We start from the raw sequence: 21391 nt of genomic DNA on the forward strand, positions 1-21391 counted from the left end.
GACGGGTAGGCTCATAAGCAAGATGACAGAGGACCTCTCACCAGCTGAGCGATACCAGGCTTCTCGGATCCGTGCCGCCGAGCTGGCCACCGCGCTCGCGCCCTTCCGCGAGATGTACGAGTTCGATCTCGACCCCTACCAGATCGAGGCCTGTGAGGCACTGGAGGCCGGCAAGGGGGTGCTCGTCGCCGCCCCGACCGGGTCGGGCAAGACCATCGTCGGCGAATTCGCCGTGCACCTCGCGCTCGAACAGGGCCGCAAGTGCTTCTACACCACCCCCATCAAGGCCCTGTCCAACCAGAAGTTCGCCGATCTGGTCAAGCGCTACGGACCGGACAAGGTCGGCCTGCTGACCGGTGACAACAGCGTCAACGGCGATGCCCCAGTGGTCGTCATGACCACCGAAGTGCTGCGGAACATGCTGTACGCGGGCTCGCAGGCGCTGCGCGGCCTCGGCTATGTGGTGATGGACGAGGTGCACTACCTCTCCGACCGCTTCAGGGGCGCCGTGTGGGAGGAAGTGATCATTCACCTTCCGGACTCCGTGACCCTCGTGTCACTGTCGGCGACCGTGTCCAACGCCGAGGAGTTCGGTGACTGGCTGGATACCGTCCGCGGCGACACTCAGGTCATCGTCTCCGAGCACCGCCCTGTGCCGCTCTGGCAGCACGTGCTGGCAGGCCGTCGGATGTACGACCTCTTCGAGGAGGAGACCGATCACGGCGGCCGCGGAGCCGGACGCCGCGAGGTCAATCCCGACCTCGTCCGGCTCGTCCGGATGGAGAACCAGCGGGCGTACAACCCGCGTGAACGCCGCCGCGGCAAGATGGTTCGCGAGGCGGACCGTGAGCGCGAGCGGCGCCAGCGCAGCCGGATCTGGACGCCTGCCAGGCCCGAGGTCATCGACCGGCTGGACTCCGAAGGGCTGCTCCCCGCGATCACGTTCATCTTCAGCCGGGCCGGCTGCGAGGCCGCCGTGCAGCAGTGTCTGCATGCCGGACTGCGGCTCAACGACGAGGACAAGCGCCGCCTGGTCCGCGAGATCGTCGAGGACCGGACCGCATCCATCCCAGGCGAGGACCTCCAGGTCCTGGGCTACTACGAGTGGCTCGAAGGGCTGGAGCGGGGCATCGCCGCGCACCACGCCGGCATGCTGCCCACGTTCAAGGAAGTCGTCGAGGAACTGTTCGTACGAGGGCTCGTCAAGGCCGTCTTCGCGACGGAGACCCTCGCCCTCGGCATCAACATGCCAGCACGCTCGGTCGTGTTGGAAAAGCTCGTCAAGTGGAACGGCGAGCAGCACGCCGACATCACGCCGGGTGAGTACACCCAGCTGACCGGGCGGGCAGGACGGCGTGGGATCGACGTCGAAGGCCATGCGGTGGTGCTGTGGCAGCGCGGCATGGACCCCGGGGCGCTGGCCGGACTCGCGGGCACGCGTACGTATCCGCTGCGGTCCAGCTTCAGGCCCTCGTACAACATGGCCGTAAACCTGGTGCAGCAGTTCGGGCATCACCGCTCGCGCGAGCTGCTGGAGACCTCCTTCGCACAGTTCCAGGCCGACCGGTCCGTGGTCGGGATCTCCCGGCAGGTCCAGCGGAACGAAGCGGGACTGGAGGGCTACCGGGAGGGCATGACCTGCCACCTCGGTGACTTCGAGGAGTACGCGCGACTGCGCCGCGAGCTCAAGGACCGGGAGACCGAGCTGGCCAAGCAGGGCGCGTCGCAGCGGCGGGCCGCCGCCGCGGCGTCCCTGGAGAAGCTCAAGCCCGGCGATGTCATCCATGTCCCCACCGGCAAGTTCGCCGGATTGGCCCTGGTCCTCGACCCGGGGCTGTCCGCCGGACGGACCAATGGGCACCGCGGGCTCGAATACCACGACGGGCCGCGCCCGTTGGTGCTGACCGCCGAGCGGCAGGTCAAGAGGCTCGCCTCGATCGACTTCCCGGTTCCGGTGGAGGCACTGGAGCGGATGCGGGTGCCGAAGTCGTTCAACCCGCGCTCGCCGCAGTCGCGCCGCGATCTGGCCTCCGCGCTGCGGACCAAGGCCGGGCACATAGTGCCGGAGCGGCACCGCAAGGGGCGGTCAGCGGCGGCCGACGACCGGGAGATCGCCCGCTACCGGGCGGAGTTGCGCGCGCACCCCTGCCACGGGTGTGACGAGCGTGAGGACCATGCGCGATGGGCCGAGCGGTATCACCGGCTGCGGCGCGACACCAGGCAACTGGAGCGGCGGATCGAGGGGCGGACGAACACGATTGCCCGCACCTTCGACCGGATCGTCGCGCTGCTCACCGAGCTCGACTACCTGCGGGGCAACGAGGTCACCGAACACGGGCGACGGCTTGCGCGGCTCTACGGCGAGCTGGATCTGCTGGCGAGCGAATGCCTGCGGGCCGGGGTCTGGGAGGGCCTGAACCCAGCCGAACTCGCGGCATGCGTCTCGGCGCTGGTGTACGAGGCGCGGCAGGCCGATGACGCGGTGGCGCCGAAGCTTCCGTCGGGGCCCGCGAAGACCGCGATGGGCGAGATGGTCCGGATCTGGGGTCGGCTCGATGCCCTGGAAGAGGACTTCAAGATCAACCAGGCGGAGGGGGTCGGGCAGCGCGAACCCGACCTGGGGTTTGCCTGGGCGGTGTACATGTGGGCGTCGGGGCGGACGCTGGACGAGGTGCTGCGCGAGGCGGAAATGCCGGCAGGGGACTTCGTGCGATGGTGCAAGCAGGTGATCGACGTGCTGGGCCAGATCGCGGCTGCGGCTCCGCGGGACGGTAGTTCCGTGGCGCGGAGTGCGCGTAAGGCGGTGGAGGCGGTATTGCGGGGGGTCGTGGCTTACAGCTCCGTGGGGTGAGGTTGTGCGGGGGTGCGGGAGTGGGACTCAATGCCAGTACCAGGGCGAGGAGTTCGGCGACCGCTTCGCGCGCCGTGGTGGAGGCGTACGGCTCCAGCAGCATCCGGTCGTGGCTCACTCCGGGAGGCACTGGTCTTCGGCGGCACGAGCCTCACGGCAACCGATCTCGCGGTTGCCGTGAGGCTCGTGCCGGCACGGTCCCGTGTCGCGCACCTGGACCCGTAGTTCACCGCCCGTGCGCTCGACCGGCTCGCCGGGCCGCAGGCCGAGACCGTCGACCGGATGCGCACCTCGGCGAGACCGCTGCCCCGCCGTCGGCCGGGGTCCGCTTCACGAGGATCGGCCGACTGCCTTCCTGCCGCTCTTCATCGACACGCCCACGCAGGCCAATCCCAGCAGCACGGTGAGTCCGCCGATGATGACGTTGTTGAGGGTGACGCCGAGGCCCGGGCTGCTGCCGACGACCCACGTCGAGATGATCACCCAGGCGCCCATGGCGCAGATGGCCCAGCTCAGGCCGTACATCCGCTCCGGCATGACGGTGAACCCGAGACCCAGCGCGGCGATCGCGATACCCATGATCAGGTTGTGCGTCGCCAGCCTGGGCTGACTTGCCGTGAAGTTGATCACCCAGGGAGAGATGGCGCAGTAGAGGCCGATGAGGAACACGGGTGCGTCCACGAGGGCCACATCACGCCCACCGAGCATTCGGGCATAGCGATCGCGCATTTCAGTGACATCGGGGTGACTGGCAATGTCACGGCCGGTGTGCGAGAGGTTCGACATGGGTTCGTCTCCTTCGCTCTTGCAGACCAGAACGCCGCTTTTGCGCGCCGAATGGCCTGTTATTGACATTCTGCGCTTATCTCGCCCTTATGTGTAGATTCAAGGCGAGCGAATGTCCGTGGGAATCGCATCGTGCGGGGCACCGTCCAGCCGCCGGGCCGGCACCACCGGATCGGACGTCCGCAGCACGCGGTCCCCGTACTTCGGCAACGGCACGTGCAGCGGATTTGTCCAGCGAAGGTGCCTGGGGGCGGGACTCAGGAGACGTCGACAACCACCGAGTGCCAGCCGGTCGCACCGTCCGGGGCCGTCTCGGCCTGTCGGCCGGTCTGGGGGACGCCGGTGCCGTCCGTCGCACGGACTTCGAGGGTGTGACGGCCCGATGTGGCCGGCCACTCCCATACCCACTGGCGCCAGGTGTCATGGCTGTCCTCGGCCGCCAGCCGTGCCGGGTGCCACGGCCCGCCGTCCACCCGGATCTCCACCCGCGAGATGCCGCGGTGTTGGGCCCAGGCGACCCCTGCCACCGGCACGGTGCCGGGCTTCGGGGAGGAGAAGGGGCGGGGGGTGTCGATCCGGGACTCGGTCTTGATCGGTGCCTGCGGGGACCAGTTCCGTCTGACCCAGTAGGCGTCGTACGCGTCGAACGTCGTCAGCTCGATGTCCGTGAGCCATTTGCAGGCCGACACGTACCCGTACAGGCCGGGTACGACCATACGGACTGGAAAGCCGTGCGCGAAGGGCAGCGGCTCGCCGTTCATGCCGAGAGCCAGCATCGCGTCACGCCCGTCCATGACCGCCTCGACCGGTGTGCCGATCGTCATGCCGTCGACGGACCGCGCCACGATCTGGTCGGCCGGCCCGCCCTTCGACGGTGGCCTCACCCCGGCCTCGCGCAGCAGATCGGCGAGCCGCACGCCGATCCACCTGGCGTTGCCGATGTACGGGCCGCCGACCTCGTTGGACACACAGGCCAGGGTGATGTCGCGCTCGATGATCTCGCGGCGCAGCAGGTCGTCGAAGCCGACTGTGACGGGCCGCGCCACACCCTTGCCATGGATCTTCAGCCGCCACGCGCCGGCGTCGATACGGGGCACGACCAGGGCCGTGTCCACCCGGTAGAAGTCCTTGTTCGGGGTGACGAAGGGGCTCAGCCCCCGGATCTTCAGATCGGCTCCGGCCGGGACAGCCGGTGCGGCGGAATCGGGTACCGGGAGGACCAGGTCATGACGTGACGTGGTGGCCCCGGCCTGGACTGAGGACGTGAGCCGCTGCCCCAGGAGTCCCGCGCCGGCCGAGGCTGCCGCCGCCGCTGTCGCGGCGATCACAAAGCCGCGCCGGTCGAAGGTGCCGTACGCCTCCTCGCCCGTCTCGCCGACGGCGGGAGAGGGACGGGGAGGCAGCGCGAGCTGTCCGGCCAGGAGATACAGCAGTCCTGCGGCCACCACGGCACCTACCACCGAGGGCAGTGCGTCCGCGGGGACGCCTTCCGGCCGCCCCACCGCCGCCACTGCCCCGACCACGCCGAAGACCAGTACGGCCGCGGAACCGGTCCGCCGGTGGCGCAGCGCAAGCATCCCGATCGCCAGGGCGAAGACCGCCAGCAGCACCACGATGCCCAGCTGCAGCACCAGTTTGTCGTCGGTGCCGAACTCCCGTACGGCGAAGTCCTTCAGGGCCGGGGGAGTGCGGTCGATGACTGCTCCTCCCATGGCCGTGACCGGCCCCGCCTCGGGACGTACGAAAGCCGAGACCAGTTCGGCCACGGCCAGGGCGCAGAACCCTGCTATCAGACCGCTGAGCGCGGCGAGAGCCTCCCGTGCCCAGCGGGACCGCCGGGCACGGGAGGCTCCGAGCCGGTGCGAGTTGTTTTGTTCTTCTGTCACACGGGGGATTCGTCGCCGGAGCTGCCGAGGATTGGTCCTTTGCCCTGCTGAACGGAACATGGCGGAGCGCCCCGGCTACGCCGGCTACGTCGCACGTCTCACTGGATTCCTCCCGCGAGTGCGGCGCCGGGGTCGAACCGCGGGGCCGGGAAGGTCAGCCCAGGCCGCGGCCCGGCGGTTCACCGGACCGCGCCCGGTCATGCTGCCGGAAAGTTCATCCGCGCCAGCGGCGCTGATGTCGGCTGCGCGGAGCCGCCTGCCGGTTCGACTGTGATTCCCATGCCCGACGCCCCGTCGACGGGCCCGTCAAGCAGCTTGGCGCCGCTCGTGGCCGTGGAGTCCATCAGGCCGGCGGAGCGCATGGTGCCGCGGTCGTCGAACCACAGCTGATACACCTTGCCGCTGGGTGGCTGCCGCATCCCCGAGGTCATGAACACGGCCCGGTTCTCACTCTGCGAGACCACGACCGTGCCCTTTGCCCCGCCCTTCATCGTGCTGGACGAGGCCTTGGCGTCCGGCGCGGCGAGGACCCGGGTCATCTGTTCGTTCTGCTGCCGCGCCACCCGGGCCTCCTGCCGGGCGTCCTGGGCCGCCCGGTCCTGCCGGACGGCGATCCCTCCGAAGCCGACAACGGCGGCCAGACACGCGGCGAGCGCGAACTTCGGCCATCGGCCGCCCCATCCCGGTCCGCGGGCGCGCCGTGCGTCGGACGGCGACTCCTGCCGTACGGTCGCGATCTCCCGCAGCACCCGATCGCGCAGCTCGGGCTGTGGGGCGGTCGCCACCGCGAGCCCGAGCCGGGTGGCGGTCTCGGACAGCTCGCGAACCTCCACTGCGCAGGCCTCGCAGTCACCGAGATGCCGTTCGAATTTCCGCTGTTCCGTGTCCGGCAGGGCGTGCAGGGCGTAGGCCCCTGTCAGCGTGTGCAGTTCGGCGTCGCTCACGTGTTCACCCCGAGGCAGTCGCGCAGCCGGATCAGGCCGTCCCGCAGTCGTGTTTTGATCGTCCCGAGCGGCACGGAGAGCAGCTCCGAGACCTCGCGATAGGTCAGCCCCCGGTAGTAGGCGAGGGTGACGGACTGCCGCTGCAGTTCGGAGAGCGTCCGCATGCAGCGGCGAACCAGTTCGCGTTCCAGCCGGCTCTCGACCTGCTCGGTGACCTCGTCGAAGGCGGGCGTACGGTCCAGCAGGGCCACCCTGTGCTCGCGGGCCGCCGACGCCTCGGCCGAGCGCACCCGGTCGACGGCCCGGCGATGGGCCAGCGTCAGCACCCAGTTCATCGCGCTGCCGCGAGAGGCCCGGAAACGCGGGGCCGTCCGCCACACCTCGACCAGCACCTCCTGCGCGACCTCCTCCGACTGTGCGGGATCGCGCAACACGCTCCGCACCAGCCCGAGGACAGGTCCGCTGACCGCGTCGTACACCTGGATGAAGGCATCCTGGTCGCCCCGGGCGACCATCCCCAGCAACTCCTGGAGATCCGGCCCCGTCGAAGGCGCTCCGCTGATGTGCACGGCTTCTTTCACGCGGGCTTCCTCCCTGATCGCACATCGACTCTCCACGCTGATCCGGAGCCGGTAGCAGCACGGATTGGTCGTACGCCCCGGTCGGGGACCGGGGCGTACGCAAGTGAGCCGGTGTTACGCGGCGCTCTCCTGCTCGCGCTCCACCTGTGCGTTCCACTCGCGCTTGACCGAGCGCCAGGCGTCGTCGTTCTGGCCGAGCCGCCAGTAGCCGGAGATGGACAGCTGGGGGAGCGGGATCTGGCGGTCCAGGCGCAGATGGCGGCGGATCCCCTTCACGAAGCCCGCCTCGCCGTGAACGAATGCCTGGACCTTGCCCGACGGGAACTCCAGCTCCTTCACCGCGGTCGTCAGCGCCTCGCCGACCGGGCGTTTCCCGCGGTGCAGCCAGGTCACCTCGACCCCGTCGGGCGTCACGATCTTCTGCTCCTCCGAGGCGTCCGCCACCTCGACGAACGCGTGCACCACCGCGCCCGCCGGCATCTGCTCCAGGGCAGCGGCGACGGCCGGCAGGGCGCTCTCGTCGCCCGCCAGGAGGTGCCAGTCCGCCGAGGCGTCCGGGCCATAGCCCCCGCCGGGGCCGAGGAAGGTCACCGGGTCCCCCGGGGCCGCCCGCATCGCCCAGGGGCCGGCGAGGCCCTCGTCGCCGTGGACCACGAAGTCGATGGCCAGCTCTCGGGCGACCGGATCCCAGGAGCGCACCGTGTAGGTGCGGGTGGTGGGCCACAGCTCCCGCGGCTGCTCCGCACGGATGCGGGCCATGTCGAACGGGTGCGCGTAGTCCGCGCCCTCGGGGGCGAAACAGAGCTTGACGTAGTGGTCGGTGAACCCGGAAAGCCGGAAGCCGGCGAGACCGTCACCACCGAGCACCACGCGCACCATGTGAGGGGTGATCCGCTCGGTGCGCAGAACGTGGGCCCCCTGCGCCTCGGGTGCCTGTCGTGCCGGCCGTTCTGCCACGAGGTTCTCCCTGCTCCAAGTGCTTAGGCTTACCTAAGCTAGCACCTCAGTCGCGCAGTGCGGACAGCAGGCGTTGCAGGGCACCGCCCAGCCCCCACTGCCTCGCGAGGGCTTCGAGGGCGGCGGGATCGCGCGGTTCGGTGGGCAGCGCGGGGTCGAACTCCGGCAGGGGTACGTCACGTGCGACGCGGACCACCTTCGGCGCCACGGCCACATAGTCCCGGGCCTCGTCGAGGCGCTTGCGCTGCGAGGGCGTCAGCTTGGCGGCCGGATCGTCCACCGCCGCCATGATTCCGGCCAGATCGCCGAAGGCGTCCAGCAGTTTCGCCGCCGTCTTCTCGCCGATGCCGGGAACGCCCGGCAGCCCGTCGCTCGGGTCGCCGCGCAGCAGGGCCAGATCGGCGTACCCGGAGCCGTCCACCCCGTACTTCTCCCGCAGCCACGCCTCATCCGTCAGCTGGAGCAAGCCGACCCCCTTCAGCGGGTAGAGCACCCGCACCCTGCGGGCGTCGTCGACCAGCTGGTAGAGATCCCGGTCACCGGTGACGATGTCCACGGGGCCGGTGGCCAGGCCGGCTAGCGTGCCGATCACATCGTCCGCCTCGTAGTCCGTCACGCCGACCCGTGCGATGCCGAGCGCATCGAGGACGTCCTCGATGATCGGCACCTGTGGGGTCAGAGTGTCGGGGGTCTCCTCCTCGTCGGGCAGCCCCTCGGTGGTCTCCACCGCGACGCGGTGCGCCTTGTACGAAGGGATCAGCTCCACCCGCCAGTGCGGCCGCCAGTCAGCGTCCATGCAGGCGACCAGATCGTCCGGCCGGTGGTCCTGCACCAGGCGCCCGATGAAGTCGAGCAGCCCGCGCACGGCGTTGACCGGTGTCCCGTCCGGGGCGCGCACCGAATCGGGAACCCCGAAGTAGGCACGGAAGTAGAGGGAAGCGGTGTCGAGGAGCATCAGGCGTCGCGTCACACCCCGATGATGCCGCACCCACTGACACCGGCTGTCGCGGACACCGGGGAGTGGGGCGAGCCCGACGCGGCCGCCCATGCGTGACCTGCCTCACTCTTGTGTTTGGCTCGTTCGAGCCAGGGCAGGCGCGCAGCCGGAGCGGATCACGTAGCAGTTTCAACTAGTGCGCGTGCCATGCGGACCGAATCCGTGCTGCTCCACGGTTTGCCGGAGGGGCGGCAGACCGTTTTTTCGGTTCAACCCGCGAGGTGTATGTGTCAAGGCTGCAAGCTGAACACTTGTACAAAGTGTTCGGCAGACGACCCGATCAAGCCGTGCAGAAGCTCGAAGGCGGCGCCGACCGCAACGAGCTGCGCGCCGACGGAACGACCGCAGCGGTGATCGACGCCTCGTTCACCGTCGAACCGGGACAGATCTTCGTCGTGATGGGTCTGTCCGGGTCCGGAAAGTCCACGTTGCTGCGCATGCTCAACGGACTTCTCGAGCCCACAGCCGGACGCGTGCTGTTCGACGGCCAGGACCTGACCGCCCTGAGCCCCGCAGAACTGCGCCATGTCCGGTCCTCCAAGATCAGCATGGTGTTCCAGCACTTCGCGCTCTTCCCTCACCGGAGCGTGCTGGACAACGCCGCGTACGGTCTCGAAGTGCAGGGGGTGCCGCGCGCCGAGCGCGAGAAGCGCGCCGCCGAGGCGCTGGAGCTGACCGGTCTGGCCGGCTGGGAGAAGTCCTGGCCCGACGAACTGTCCGGCGGTATGCAGCAGCGTGTCGGCCTCGCCCGTGCCCTGGCCACCGACGCCGACCTGCTGCTGATGGACGAGTCCTTCAGTGCGCTCGACCCGCTGATCCGCCGCGACATGCAGGACCAGCTGCTCGAACTGCAGAAGCGCCTGAAGAAGACCATCGTCTTCATCACCCACGACCTCAACGAGGCCATGCGCCTCGGCGACCGTATCGCCGTGATGCGCGACGGCAAGATCGTCCAGCTCGGCACCGCCGAGGACATCCTCGTCACCCCGGCCAACGACTACGTCGCTTCCTTCACCCAGGACGTCGACCGGGCCCGGGTGCTGACCGCCGGCGCCATCATGGCCGAGCCGCACACCGTCACGGGTACCAGCACGGACGACGGCAAGGAACTGCGTACCACCGACGACTTCCTCAGGGCCGCCCCGGCCACCGTCACCGAGTCCACGCCGATCATCGAGCTCTTCACGCCCTGCTCGCAGAGCGCAGTCGCGGTCGCCGTGACCGATGCCGAGGGCAAGCTCGTCGGTGCCGTACCGCGCGCCCGGCTGCTTGCCGTCCTCGGTGAGCCAATGAGCCCCACCGAGGCCCCGCAGGGCGTCGTGCCCGGAGCGGCCGGCACAAAGAAGGTGGCCAATGTTTAGGCTTCCGCTCGGTGACTGGGTCGACTCCGCGGTCGAGTGGCTGCAGTCCCATCTGTCCTGGCTGTTCGACGCGATCAGCTCGGTCGTCACAGGCATGTTCGACGGCATAGCCGCCGTGCTCTCCGCCCCCGCACCGCTGCTCTTCGCGGGCATCGTCGCCGTCATCGCCTGGTGGCTGCGCGGCCTGCTCGCGGGTGTGCTCGCCTTCGTCGGCTTCGCCGTCATCGACTCCGTCGAGCTGTGGGACGAAGCGATGGACACCCTCACCCTGGTGCTCGTCGCCACTATCATCGCGCTGGTGCTGTCGGTACCGCTGGGTATCTGGGCGTCCCGCTCCAAGACCGTCAGCGCGGTGACCCGGCCGGTCCTGGACTTCATGCAGACCATGCCCGCCATGGTCTATCTGATCCCCGGCGTCATCTTCTTCGGCGTCGGCGTGGTCCCGGGCATCGTTGCCACCATCATCTTCTCGCTGCCCCCGGGTGTCCGGATGACCGAGCTCGGCATCCGCCAGGTCGACAGCGAACTTGTCGAGGCGGCCGAGGCGTTCGGGACCACCCGGCGCAATACCCTGCTGCGGGTGCAGCTGCCGCTCGCCCTGCCCACGATCATGGCGGGCATCAACCAGGTCATCATGCTGGGCCTGTCCATGGTGGTCATAGCCGGAATGGTCGGCGGCGGCGGCCTCGGCGGCGCCGTCTACCGTGCCATCGGCAACGTCGACGTCGGCCTCGGCTTCGAGGCGGGCATCTCCATCGTCATCGTGGCGATGTACCTGGACCGGATGACCAGCGCGCTGGGCCGCGAGGTCTCCCCGCTCGCCCGCCGCTCGCTCGCCAGGGCGCAGTCGATGGCCGGCGGACTGAAGATCTGGAACCACCGCCCGCGGCCCGTCGCCGCGGTCGCCGGCGTCGTCGTCCTCGCACTCGTCGCGGGCGGCATGAGCCTCTTCGGTACGGCCGACTCGGACGAGGCCGCCACCGCAAGCGGCTCGAATATCGGTGCGGGCAAGAAGATCAGCATCGGCTACATCCCGTGGGACGAGGGCATCGCCTCCACCTTCCTGTGGAAGGAGCTGCTGGAGCAGCGCGGCTTCGAGGTCGATGTCGAGCAGTACGAGGCCGGTGCGCTCTACACCGGTATGGCCAACGGCCAGATCGACTTCCAGACCGACTCCTGGCTCCCGGTCACCCACGCCAGCTACTGGGAGAAGTACAAGGACAGCCTGGAGGACATGGGCTCCTGGTATGGCCCCACCTCGCTGGAGCTGGCCGTCCCGTCGTACGTGAAGGACGTCAAGTCCATGGAGGACCTCAAGGGCAAGTCCGATCAGTTCAAGGGCCGGATCGTCGGCATCGAGCCGAGCGCCGGCGAGATGGGCCTGCTCAAGGACAAGGTCCTGCCGGGCTACGGCCTGGACAAGGAGTACGAGGTCGTCGACGGCTCCACGCCGTCGATGCTGGCCGAGCTGAAGCGCGCGTACGCCAAGAAGGAACCGATCGTCGTTCCGCTCTGGTCGCCGCACTGGGCTTACAACGAGTACGACCTCACCAAGCTCGAGGACCCCAAGAACCTCTGGGGCGAGGGTGACGGCATCCACACCCTGGCCCGCGAGGGCTTCTCCGCCGACAACCCCGAGGTCAGCAACTGGCTCAAGAACTTCAAGATGAGCGAGGACCAGCTCACCAGCCTCGAGGCGGAGATCCAGAAGGCCGGCTCCGGCAATGAGCAGGAGGCCGTCCGCACCTGGCTGAAGGCCAACCCCGGCCTCGCCGACAAGTGGACCCCCGTCACCCCGGCCAATACGGCCAAGGGCGCGGGCGGCAAGGACCAGCACGACCGCGCAGTCGAAATGGCCTGGTTCCCCTGGGAGGAGCAAGGACTGCGAGGACAAGCTCGCCGCCCTGAGAACCAGATCCAGGAGCGCAGCACGGGCCATGAGCAAGTGACCGTGAAGGCCTGAATGGAGACGAACCCAGGCATAGTGGGCAAAATGGCTCCACGGTAGGGCTCTTTATAGGCCTGTGCACGCAAAGGGGTGGGCGCCGCCGTCGGCGGGCCCGCCCCTTGCGGCTGTCCGGAAGACATTCATCTGCGGGCCGACCTTGCGCAACCGCGTGCGTAATGTGCTGTCAGCCGGAAGGATGACGAGTCGGGAGGGAGCCGGACATGGACGACAAGGAAGCACTCCGCGTGGGCGCCGCGGTCCGCCGACGGCGCAGATCCCTGGGGCTCACACTGGCCGCGGTCGCGACCCGCAGCGGTCTGTCCGTGCCGTTCCTCAGTCAGATCGAGAACGAGCGGGCCCGGCCCAGCGCCCGGTCCCTGGACCGGGTCGCAGAAGCCCTGGAGACCACCACGGCACGACTGCGCGCCGCCGCGGACTCGGCGCGCGCCGTCGATGTCGTACGGGCGGTCGAGGGCGACGGGGTGCGCAGGGTGGTGCGCGGACGCCATCAGCTCAGCGCCCTGGAGTTCACCGGTGAAATCGACCTCAGGCGCGAGTTCCAGCACCGCAACGACGAAGTGATGTACGTGGTGCAGGGAGCCGCGGAGGTGGAGGCCGAGGGACAGGCGCACCGGCTGGAGCAGGGCGACACCCTGTTCCTGTCCGGCGGGGTGCGGCACCGATGGCGGGCCACGGTGCCCGGTACGCGGCTGCTGGTCGTCGCGGTTGCCGAGCACATCGACGCCACCTTCGACCCGCGTCGCTGAGAGGGGGCTTCCGCCGTGCGAGTCGTCTCCCTGGTCCCCTCGCTCACCGAGGCCGTCGCCGTCACCGCCCCCGGCCTGCTGGTCGGCGTCACCGACTGGTGCACCCACCCGGCCGGCCTGACCGCAGCCCGTATCGGTGGCACCAAGAATCCCGGCGTGGCGACGGTCGTGGCGCTCCGGCCCGATCTTGTCGTCGCCAACGAGGAGGAGAACCGCGAACCCGACCTCGCAGCACTCAGGGCTGCCGGGATCGAGGTGCTTGTCACCGAGATCCGCACGCTCGACCAGGCCTTCGAGGAGCTGGACCGGGTCCTGGTCACCGCCTGCGGACAGGCCAGGCCGCGTTGGCTGGACGAGGCCGAGGCCGCCTGGGCCGCGCTCCCGCCACCGCGCGCCCCGCGCCGTGCGGTCGTGCCCGTCTGGCGCAGGCCCTGGACGGTGCTGGGCCGCGACACCTTCGCCGGAGATCTGCTGGCCAGGCTGGGTGTCGAGAACGTCTACGCGGACCACACCGAGCGCTATCCCCGTATTCCTCTCGGCACACTCAATACGGCGGGCGCCGATCTGGTCGTCCTGCCGGACGAGCCGTACCGCTTCACCGCGGACGACGGGCCAGAAGCGTTCCCCGCGCTGCCCGCCGCACTCGTCGACGGGCGGTTGCTCACGTGGTACGGGCCGTCACTGGTGCAGGCGCCTTCGGTGCTGCGAGCAGCGCTCCGCTGAGCAGCCCGCGCAGTGTCTGGATCCCGGCCACCACCCATGCCGTCACCAGCATCACGTACAGCGCGACGGCCAGCCAGGTGTACGCCGTGAGATCGGTGTGCCGGGCCAGACCCGCGGCGCCCGTTACGCACGTACCGAGCGGGAAGGTGAAGCCCCACCAGGTCATGCTGAAGGTCATGCCGTTCCGTACGGCCCGCACCACCAGCGCGATGGCCAGCGTCAGCCACATCAGCGCGAAGCCCATCACGGGCACCCCGTACAGCACGGCGAACGCCTCGAACCCCGAGGCATACGGTTCCCCGATCGTCCCCGGCGCCACATCGGCGAGCTGATTGACCGCGGTCGTCGACTGGCCCAGCGGGCCGAGGACCAGGAACAGCGTGGGCGTCAGCGCGAGGGGCAGCGGGCCCTCGTGGACGAGCCGGGCGAAGACCAGCGGCAGCATCACCAATGTGGCCAGCAGACTCAGACCGAACATCGCGTAACAGGCCAGCAGCATCGCCTCCTGCCACTGACCGGCGGGCAGCTCCGGCACCAGCAGCGGACCGAGCGCAGCGGAGACCATCGGGGCCACCACCGGCAGCAGCCACACCGGCGACGCCGTGCCGGGTGCCACCTGGTGGCGCACGACCATCAGGTACGGAATCGCGACCGCGGCGGCCAGCCCGATCAACGTGCCCGCCGTGTACAGCACCGCATCCAGCGCCAGAGCCGCCTGATGTCCGATGACATCCTGGCCGACCACCATCGACGAGCCGCCGACCGCCAGCAGCGCCATCGCGAGACAGCCGTAGAACGGGGCCACGGTGGGGTCGAGCAAATGGGTGCGGGCCTGGTCGCGATGGGCGATCCAGTGCCCGGCACGGGCCGTGAGCACCACGGCGAGCATGATCGTCGCGAGCGCCCACACCACCGTGCAGGCACCCCGCAGTCCCGGGATGTGCACGGGCAGCGTGGCTCCCGCGCTCGCGACGATCGAGGTGCCCATGACGGACGCGTACCAGTTGGGGCCTATGTGCCGCAGTCGAGGGACCCTCTGTGCGGTCGGATACGGGGATGGGGACTGCTGCGTCTGCGTAAAGATGGCCATGCCACAATTTTCGTGGTGCGGACAGCGCCCCACCAGGGACTTCGTGTCTATGAGGTCATAAGGTGGATTTATGGCCGCCGAAGAACATGTTTCCCTCTCCCACCGGGTGCCCGACCTCGGTGCGCTGGAGCTGCTGCTCGCCGTCGCCCGGCACGGCAGCCTGGGGCGCGCGGCACGGGATGTCGGCGTCACCCAGCCCGCGGCCAGCAGCCGCATCCGGTCGATGGAACGGCAGCTCGGCCTGGCCCTGCTGGACCGTTCGCCGCGTGGCTCCCGGCTCACCGACGCGGGCGCGCTGGTAACCGACTGGGCGCGCAGGATCGTCGAGGCGGCCGAGGCATTCGACGTGGGAGCGCAGGCGCTGCGCGACCGGCGGGACTCCCGGCTGCGGGTGGCCGCTTCCATGACCATCGCCGAGTACCTGCTGCCCGGCTGGCTGATCGCGCTGCGTGCCGAACGGCCGGACACCGCGGTCTCGCTGCTCGCCGGAAACTCGGCGGCGGTCGCGGGGCGGCTGCTCGTCGGCGAGGCCGACCTCGGATTCGTGGAGGGCCTGACCGTGCCGGAAGGGCTCGACGGCGCGGTCATCACCCATGACCGCCTGGCCGTGGTGGTCGCCCCGTCCCATGCGTGGGCCCGCCGCCGTACGCCCCTGACATCCCGGGAACTGGCCGCGACCCCGCTGATCCTGCGCGAGTACGGCTCCGGCACCCGCCAGGTCCTGGACGCGGCCCTCGCCGTGCACGGCGGCCTTGCCCAGCCCCTGCTCGAACTCTCCTCGACGACCGCGGTGAAGGGAGCTGCGGAGAGCGGTGCGGGACCGTGCGTGCTGAGCGAACTGGCGCTGGGCGAGGAACTGTCCTCCAGGCGCCTGGTCAAGATCCCGGTCGCCGGCGTGCGGCTGAGCCGCCAGCTGCGCGCTGTATGGCCCTCGGGCCACCGCCCGACGGGGCCGGCGCGCGATCTGCTTTCGCTGACGAGGCGGAACACGTACGGGGAATCGCGCGTGTCCGGCCCGCGCGCAGGTTTGTCCTGACGCCACTTGTCCGGCCGCGGCCCCCGACCGGACGGGACTGCGGAAAACGCTCTATGGCCTCGGGCGCTCGCAGGCCCCCGTGGTCCGCGGCGGTGCAAGGCCGTCGGACGACGTACGGGCCGGGATCAGCCGGGCGGTCGATGCCGCCACCAGTGCCTGCATCAGCCGTGGATCGTCGCCCATCTCCGGATGCCACTGAACCCCGAGCACCCACTGTGGACCCGGCAGTTCGATCGCCTCGACCGTGCCGTCCGCCGCGTGCGCCGAAGCGACGAGTCCCGGCGCCAGCCGTTGCACGCACTGGTGGTGGTAGGTGGGGACGGCTGATTCCTCGGGCACGATCGATGCGCATAGCGTCCCCGGTACCGGTTTCACCGGGTGTGCGCCGAGGATTCCGGTGGCGCCCAGCGGGCCGGCATGCCCGTCGAGGTGCTGGGTCAGCGTGCCGCCGAGCGCCACATTGAGCAGCTGCATACCGCGGCAGATGCCGAGCAGCGGCGTACCGGACTCCAGCGCGGCCCTGATCAGGGCCAGCTCCCAGGCATCGCGCTCCTGCGCGGGAGGACCGGTCCTGAAGTCGCGCTCCGCGCCGTACAGCCCGGGTTCCACATCGGCGCCGCCCGCCACGACGAGGCCGTCCAGCCGGGCCACCGCGGCCCCGGCCCGGGCGGGGGCGTCCGGCGGCAGCAGAGCGGCCAGACCGCCGGACCGCTGGACCATCCGTGGGTAGGCGGCCGGCAGGAGGGTGGCGGGCAGCTCCCAGACACCCCAGCGGGTCACGGGCTCCAGATAGGTGGAGACGCCGATGAGAGGTTCGGACACGGGGCGGTCCCTCCGGTCGGCCGCCTGCGCAGGCGGGCTCGGTTCCATGGATTTACGACCCCACCCACGATTGGCAGCGGTGTAGCACCACTGCCAATCGTGGGTGAAATCGCTAATGGTTGCAGATAACGCCTTTACATTTTCCGGAGGCTGTCACCGATGCGGAAGCGGTGGCGCCGTCAGGTCAGGAACCCCCGCAACAATGCGGCAGTACCCGCACAGTGCTCGCGCATCACCGCACGCGCAGCCTCCGCGTCCCCGTCGAGAATCGCCTCTACGAGGCTCGCGTGCTGATGCTGCGAATGCTCCAGGTTTCGCACGAGCAGCGGAATGCAGTCCAGCAGATCGTTCACCGTGGCCCGGACGGACGCATACTGCACGGTCAGGGATGCGGAGCCGGAGAGTTCCGCCAGGGTCAGATGGAACAGGGTGTCGCGCCTGCGGTAGTCGGGCAGAGGTGCTTCGTGAGTCGCCGCCAGAGCCGTACGCAGCCGTTGTGCCCCCTCGTCCGTCAGCCCCTGCGAGGCGCACAGTCCGGCGGCCCCGGCCTCCAGCACCTCGCGGAAGCGCAGTACGTCCTCGATGTCGACGGACTCCACCTTTTGGCGCAGCTCGTCCTCGCCGGGGCTGCCGGTGCGGGGCAGCACGAACGTGCCGCCGTACCGCCCCCGCCTGCTCTCCACCAGGCCCTGGTCCTGCAGGACCTTCAGTACCTCGCGCAGCGTGACCCGGCTGATCCCCAGCAGTTCGGCCAGCTCGCGCTCGGCCGGCAGCCGCCCGCCGCCGGGCACAAGGCCGAGCCTGACCACCTGGAGGATCTGCTCCAGCGCCTCCTCGAAGCCGTTTCCCGCCCGGACGGGCCGCAGCACGGGCATCAGGCGGTCGGCGAAACCGCTCTCCTCGGCCATGTCCCGTTTCCCCTTCACAATTAATGGTTCCCTCGCATACCTTAAGCCTTCCGGCTGACCGAAGGAGGAGTATCCCGTGGCAGACCGAACACCACCGCTGGGGATCGAGGAGCTGCGCGTCCTCGTCAGAAGCGGTGAGATCGACACCGTCGTGCTCGCCTTCCCCGACATGCAGGGACGGCTGCAGGGCAAACGGTTCGCTGCCCGCTTCTTCCTCGACGAGGTCGTGGAGCACGGCACCGAGGGATGCAACTATCTGCTCGCCGTCGACACAGACATGAACACCGTCGACGGATTCGAGATGTCCTCCTGGGAGCGCGGCTACGGCGACTTCGCCATGCACGCCGACCTCTCCACCCTGCGCCGGGTGCCCTGGAACGAGGGCACGGCCATGGTGATGGCCGACCTCACCCAGGAAGACGGCTCACCCGTCGCCGCTGCGCCCCGCCGGATCCTGAGCCGCCAGATGGAACGCCTGGCCGAGCACGGCTACACGGCCCAGGTGGGCACCGAGCTCGAATTCATCGTCTTCAAGGACACCTACGAACAGGCCTGGGACCGCAACTACCGCGATCTGACCCCGGCCAACCAGTACAACGTCGACTACTCCGTCCTCGGCACCGGCCGCGTCGAACCGCTGCTGCGCCGTATCCGCAACGAAATGTCCGCCGCGGGTCTCACCGTCGAGTCCGCGAAGGGCGAGTGCAACCCCGGCCAGCATGAGATCGTGTTCCGTTACGACGAGGCTCTGGTCACCTGTGACCAGCACGCCGTCTACAAGACCGGCGCCAAGGAGATCGCCGCCCAGGAGGGCGTCGCGCTCACCTTCATGGCCAAGTTCAACGAACGCGAGGGTAATTCCTGCCACATCCACCTCTCGCTCCGGCCCACTGACGAGGCCGGGCGCAGCGTCATGGCGGGCGAGGACGGCGGCATGTCCCCGGTGATGCGCCACTTCCTCGCCGGACAGCTGGCCGCCCTGCGCGATTTCACCCTCCTCTACGCACCCAACATCAACTCCTACAAGCGCTTCCAGCCGGGCTCCTTCGCCCCGACCGCCGTCGCCTGGGGCCACGACAACCGCACCTGCTCGCTCCGCGTCGTCGGGCACGGCCGCTCGATGCGCTTCGAGAACCGGCTGCCCGGCGGTGACGTCAACCCGTACCTCGCCGTCGCCGGACTGATCGCCGCGGGCATCCACGGCATCGAAAAGGGCCTCGAACTCCCCGAACCTTGTGGGAGCAACGCCTACACCGCCGACTACGACCACGTCCCCACCACACTTCGCGAGGCTGCCGAACTCTGGGAGAGGAGCGAGATCGCCAGGGCGGCCTTCGGCGACGACGTCGTCGCGCACTACCGCAACATGGCCCGCGTCGAACTCGAAGCCTTCGACGCCGCAGTGACCGACTGGGAGCTCCGCCGCTCCTTCGAACGCCTGTGAGGCACACCCGTGACCACGCCCGACCACCCGGTGGAACACCACGTACTCAATCCGGCGACGGAAGAACTCCTCGCCACCGTCCCGTCCACCACCGCTGACGAGGTCGACGCGGCAGTCGTCCGTGCCGCCGCCGCCCAGCGCACCTGGTCCGCCCTCACCCCCGCCGACCGAGCCCGGCTGCTGCGCCGCTTCGCCACCGCCGTCGACGCGGAAGCCGAACAACTGGCCCGCCTGGAGGTCCAGGAGGCCGGCCACACCCTCGGCAACGCCCGGTGGGAAGCGGCCAACGTCCGCGATCTGCTCGACTACGCCGCCGGGGGAGTGGAACGACTCGCCGGCCGGCAGATCCCGGTCCACGGCGGACTCGACATCACCCTCCTCGAACCCCTCGGCGTAATTGGCGTCATCGCACCGTGGAACTTCCCCATGCCGATCGCCGCCTGGGGCCTCGCCCCCGCTCTCGCCGCCGGCAACGCCGTACTCCTCAAGCCCGCCGAGACCACCCCGCTCACCGCCCTGCGGCTGGCCCGGCTCGCCCTGGACGCGGGGCTTCCCGAACACCTCCTCCAGGTGCTGCCGGGCGCGGGCGATGTGACCGGCAACGCCCTGGTCGAGCACCCCGGCGTCGCCAAGATCGTCTTCACCGGCTCCACCCGGATCGGCAAGCAGATCATGGCCAAGTGCGCCGACCGCGTGAAGCGGCTCACCCTCGAACTCGGCGGCAAGAGCCCCAATATCGTCTTCGCCGACGCCGACATCGAGGCCGCCGCAGCCGCCGCACCCATGGCGTTCCTGGACAACGCGGGCCAGGACTGCTGCGCCCGCACCCGCATCCTGGTCCAGCGATCCGTGTACGACCGCTTCCTGGAACTCCTCGGCCCCGCAATCGAATCGGTCGTCGTGGGCGACCCGTTTGACGAGAACACCCAGATGGGCCCGCTGATTTCCCAAGCGCAACTGGAACGGGTGCGGAGTTACGTCCCCGAGGGCACGGCGGCCCTCAGCGGCAAAGCACCCGAAGGGCCCGGCTTCTGGTTCCCGCCGACCGTCCTCACCGACGTCCGCCCGGACTCACCCGTCGCCACCCAAGAAGTATTCGGGCCGGTCGCCGTCGTTCTTCCCTTCGAGGACGAGGCCGACGCCGTCCGGCTCGCCAACGCGACGGAGTACGGCCTTGCCGGCTCGATCTGGACCCGCGACGTGGGCCGCGCGCTGCGCGTCTCGCAGTCGGTCCAGGCCGGAAACCTCTCCGTCAACTCCCACTCCAGCGTCCGCTACTGGACCCCGTTCGGCGGCTGCAAACAGTCCGGACTCGGCCGCGAACTCGGCCCCGACGCACTTGCCGCATTCACCGAAACCAAGAACGTCTTCATCAGCACGGAGGCCTGAGCCGGCATGACCACCATCGACAGCGAAAACATCTGCCGCCGCCTGGTCGGCCGCACCGCCGTCATCACCGGAGCCGCCAGCGGTATCGGCCTGGCCACCGCACGGCGCCTGGCGTCGGAGGGCGCCGACGTCGTCTGCGGCGACATCGACGAGAACGCGGGCAAGGCCGCGGCCGAGGAGGTCGGCGGCACATTCGTACGCGTCGACGTCACCGACCCCGAACAGGTCGAGGCGCTCTTCAGGACCGCGTTCGACACCTACGGTTCCGTCGATATCGCCTTCAACAACGCGGGCATCTCCCCGCCCGACGACGACTCCATCCTCACCACGGGCCTGGAGGCGTGGAAGCGCGTCCAGGACGTCAACCTCACCTCCGTCTACCTCTGCTGCAAGGCCGCCCTGCCCTACATGCGGCGCCAGGGCCGCGGCTCGATCATCAACACCGCGTCCTTCGTCGCCATCATGGGAGCGGCCACCAGCCAGATCTCGTACACCGCGTCCAAGGGCGGCGTCCTCGCCATGTCCCGCGAGCTCGGTGTGCAGTTCGCCCGCGAAGGCATCCGGGTCAACGCGCTGTGCCCGGGGCCGGTCAACACCCCGCTGCTCCAGGAGCTGTTCGCCAAGGACCCGGAACGCGCGGCCCGCAGGCTCGTGCACATCCCGGTCGGGCGGTTCGCCGAAGCCACGGAGATCGCGGCAGCCGTCGCGTTCCTCGCAAGCGACGACTCCTCGTTCGTCAACGCCACCGACTTCATCGTCGACGGGGGGATCTCCGGGGCGTACGTCACGCCGCTCTAGAGGCTGTCGGGGGGGGCGCGGAAAAAGGGGCCCCCCCCCCCACGCCAGGACGGCGAGCGCGCCGCCCCCCCCCCCCGTCCGGGGGGCGGGAGGCGGGACGAGG

Annotated in this window: 18 protein-coding genes; 9 read left to right on the plus strand and 9 right to left on the minus strand. The window is 69.6% G+C overall.

Annotated features, from left to right (window positions below):
• The first annotated feature begins 22 nt into the window (after positions 1 to 22).
• Positions 23 to 2851 carry a DEAD/DEAH box helicase gene (locus ABT115_RS27315; protein ID WP_351795062.1) on the plus strand — a complete coding sequence of 943 codons (2829 nt, stop codon included), beginning with the start codon at positions 23 to 25 and terminating at the stop codon, positions 2849 to 2851.
• 330 nt (positions 2852 to 3181) lie between these two features.
• Here the strand turns inward: ABT115_RS27315 and ABT115_RS27320 are convergent, their stop codons facing one another.
• The 6 genes from ABT115_RS27320 to ABT115_RS27345 form a co-directional block, all read right to left on the minus strand.
• Positions 3182 to 3637, minus strand: coding sequence for an SPW repeat protein (locus ABT115_RS27320; protein ID WP_351795065.1), 456 nt, complete (start codon positions 3635 to 3637; stop codon positions 3182 to 3184).
• A gap of 257 nt (positions 3638 to 3894) precedes the next feature.
• Positions 3895 to 5523: a molybdopterin-dependent oxidoreductase gene (locus ABT115_RS27325; protein WP_502969170.1), complete on the minus strand. Its 1629-nt coding sequence runs from the start codon at positions 5521 to 5523 to the stop codon at positions 3895 to 3897.
• A gap of 197 nt (positions 5524 to 5720) precedes the next feature.
• On the minus strand, positions 5721 to 6467 hold the full coding sequence (locus ABT115_RS27330) for an anti-sigma factor (RefSeq protein WP_351795068.1): 747 nt from the start codon (positions 6465 to 6467) through the stop codon (positions 5721 to 5723).
• Positions 6464 to 7048 carry a sigma-70 family RNA polymerase sigma factor gene (locus tag ABT115_RS27335; protein WP_351795070.1) on the minus strand — a complete coding sequence of 195 codons (585 nt, stop codon included), beginning with the start codon at positions 7046 to 7048 and terminating at the stop codon, positions 6464 to 6466. The genes ABT115_RS27330 and ABT115_RS27335 overlap by 4 nt, the downstream gene beginning before the upstream one ends.
• 114 nt (positions 7049 to 7162) lie before the next feature.
• A complete protein-coding gene (locus ABT115_RS27340; protein ID WP_351795073.1) occupies positions 7163 to 8005 on the minus strand; it encodes a siderophore-interacting protein in 843 nt (280 codons plus the stop codon).
• A gap of 46 nt (positions 8006 to 8051) precedes the next feature.
• Positions 8052 to 8960 (minus strand): 5'-3' exonuclease, encoded by a 909-nt coding sequence (locus ABT115_RS27345; protein ID WP_351795110.1) that lies wholly within the window; start codon positions 8958 to 8960, stop codon positions 8052 to 8054.
• A 329-nt stretch (positions 8961 to 9289) separates the two neighbouring features.
• On the opposite strand from ABT115_RS27345, the gene ABT115_RS27350 reads away from it, so the two are divergent.
• The 4 genes from ABT115_RS27350 to ABT115_RS27365 all read left to right on the plus strand — a co-directional run bounded on the left by ABT115_RS27350 (position 9290) and on the right by ABT115_RS27365 (position 13801).
• Positions 9290 to 10363 carry a quaternary amine ABC transporter ATP-binding protein gene (locus ABT115_RS27350; RefSeq protein ID WP_351795076.1) on the plus strand — a complete coding sequence of 358 codons (1074 nt, stop codon included), beginning with the start codon at positions 9290 to 9292 and terminating at the stop codon, positions 10361 to 10363.
• Positions 10356 to 12326, plus strand: coding sequence for an ABC transporter permease/substrate binding protein (locus ABT115_RS27355; protein ID WP_351795079.1), 1971 nt, complete (start codon positions 10356 to 10358; stop codon positions 12324 to 12326). The genes ABT115_RS27350 and ABT115_RS27355 overlap by 8 nt, the downstream gene beginning before the upstream one ends.
• A 206-nt stretch (positions 12327 to 12532) precedes the next feature.
• Complete coding sequence (locus tag ABT115_RS27360) at positions 12533 to 13078, plus strand: helix-turn-helix domain-containing protein (protein ID WP_351795082.1); 546 nt, start codon at positions 12533 to 12535, stop codon at positions 13076 to 13078.
• A 15-nt stretch (positions 13079 to 13093) separates the two neighbouring features.
• Complete coding sequence (locus tag ABT115_RS27365; RefSeq protein WP_351795085.1) at positions 13094 to 13801, plus strand: helical backbone metal receptor; 708 nt, start codon at positions 13094 to 13096, stop codon at positions 13799 to 13801.
• Here ABT115_RS27365 and ABT115_RS27370 read toward each other — a convergent pair.
• Positions 13740 to 14891 (minus strand): TDT family transporter, encoded by a 1152-nt coding sequence (locus ABT115_RS27370; RefSeq protein WP_351795088.1) that lies wholly within the window; start codon positions 14889 to 14891, stop codon positions 13740 to 13742. The two genes, ABT115_RS27365 and ABT115_RS27370, sit on opposite strands and share 62 nt — an antisense overlap.
• A 70-nt stretch (positions 14892 to 14961) precedes the next feature.
• Between ABT115_RS27370 and ABT115_RS27375 the strand changes: the two genes are divergently transcribed.
• Positions 14962 to 15927 (plus strand): LysR family transcriptional regulator, encoded by a 966-nt coding sequence (locus ABT115_RS27375; RefSeq protein ID WP_351795090.1) that lies wholly within the window; start codon positions 14962 to 14964, stop codon positions 15925 to 15927.
• 51 nt (positions 15928 to 15978) lie between these two features.
• Here the strand turns inward: ABT115_RS27375 and ABT115_RS27380 are convergent, their stop codons facing one another.
• Entirely contained in the window at positions 15979 to 16749 is a 771-nt protein-coding gene (locus ABT115_RS27380; protein WP_351795093.1) for a gamma-glutamyl-gamma-aminobutyrate hydrolase family protein, read from the minus strand.
• A 179-nt stretch (positions 16750 to 16928) separates the two neighbouring features.
• Positions 16929 to 17657 carry a FadR/GntR family transcriptional regulator gene (locus ABT115_RS27385; protein ID WP_351795096.1) on the minus strand — a complete coding sequence of 243 codons (729 nt, stop codon included), beginning with the start codon at positions 17655 to 17657 and terminating at the stop codon, positions 16929 to 16931.
• 76 nt (positions 17658 to 17733) lie between these two features.
• On the opposite strand from ABT115_RS27385, the gene ABT115_RS27390 reads away from it, so the two are divergent.
• The 3 genes from ABT115_RS27390 to ABT115_RS27400 are packed head-to-tail and all read left to right on the plus strand — an operon-like array spanning position 17734 to position 21288.
• Positions 17734 to 19101 carry a glutamine synthetase family protein gene (locus ABT115_RS27390; RefSeq protein ID WP_351795099.1) on the plus strand — a complete coding sequence of 456 codons (1368 nt, stop codon included), beginning with the start codon at positions 17734 to 17736 and terminating at the stop codon, positions 19099 to 19101.
• 9 nt (positions 19102 to 19110) lie between these two features.
• On the plus strand, positions 19111 to 20490 hold the full coding sequence (locus tag ABT115_RS27395; protein ID WP_351795102.1) for an aldehyde dehydrogenase family protein: 1380 nt from the start codon (positions 19111 to 19113) through the stop codon (positions 20488 to 20490).
• Positions 20491 to 20496: 6 nt separating this feature from the next.
• Positions 20497 to 21288 carry a 3-oxoacyl-ACP reductase gene (locus ABT115_RS27400; RefSeq protein WP_351795105.1) on the plus strand — a complete coding sequence of 264 codons (792 nt, stop codon included), beginning with the start codon at positions 20497 to 20499 and terminating at the stop codon, positions 21286 to 21288.
• The last annotated feature ends 103 nt before the right edge of the window (positions 21289 to 21391 follow it).

This window comes from Streptomyces sp. NPDC001832, from assembly GCF_040297265.1.
Lineage (GTDB): Bacteria > Actinomycetota > Actinomycetes > Streptomycetales > Streptomycetaceae > Streptomyces.

Coding starts and splice junctions, on each gene's coding strand:
- ABT115_RS27315 (WP_351795062.1), top strand. CDS start 23: ATGACAGAGGACCTCTCACCAGCTGAGCGATACCAGGCTTCTCGGATC.
- ABT115_RS27320 (WP_351795065.1), bottom strand. CDS start 3,637: ATGTCGAACCTCTCGCACACCGGCCGTGACATTGCCAGTCACCCCGAT.
- ABT115_RS27345 (WP_351795110.1), bottom strand. CDS start 8,960: ATGCTCCTCGACACCGCTTCCCTCTACTTCCGTGCCTACTTCGGGGTT.
- ABT115_RS27355 (WP_351795079.1), top strand. CDS start 10,356: ATGTTTAGGCTTCCGCTCGGTGACTGGGTCGACTCCGCGGTCGAGTGG.
- ABT115_RS27360 (WP_351795082.1), top strand. CDS start 12,533: ATGGACGACAAGGAAGCACTCCGCGTGGGCGCCGCGGTCCGCCGACGG.
- ABT115_RS27370 (WP_351795088.1), bottom strand. CDS start 14,891: ATGGCCATCTTTACGCAGACGCAGCAGTCCCCATCCCCGTATCCGACC.
- ABT115_RS27375 (WP_351795090.1), top strand. CDS start 14,962: ATGGCCGCCGAAGAACATGTTTCCCTCTCCCACCGGGTGCCCGACCTC.
- ABT115_RS27385 (WP_351795096.1), bottom strand. CDS start 17,657: ATGGCCGAGGAGAGCGGTTTCGCCGACCGCCTGATGCCCGTGCTGCGG.
- ABT115_RS27400 (WP_351795105.1), top strand. CDS start 20,497: ATGACCACCATCGACAGCGAAAACATCTGCCGCCGCCTGGTCGGCCGC.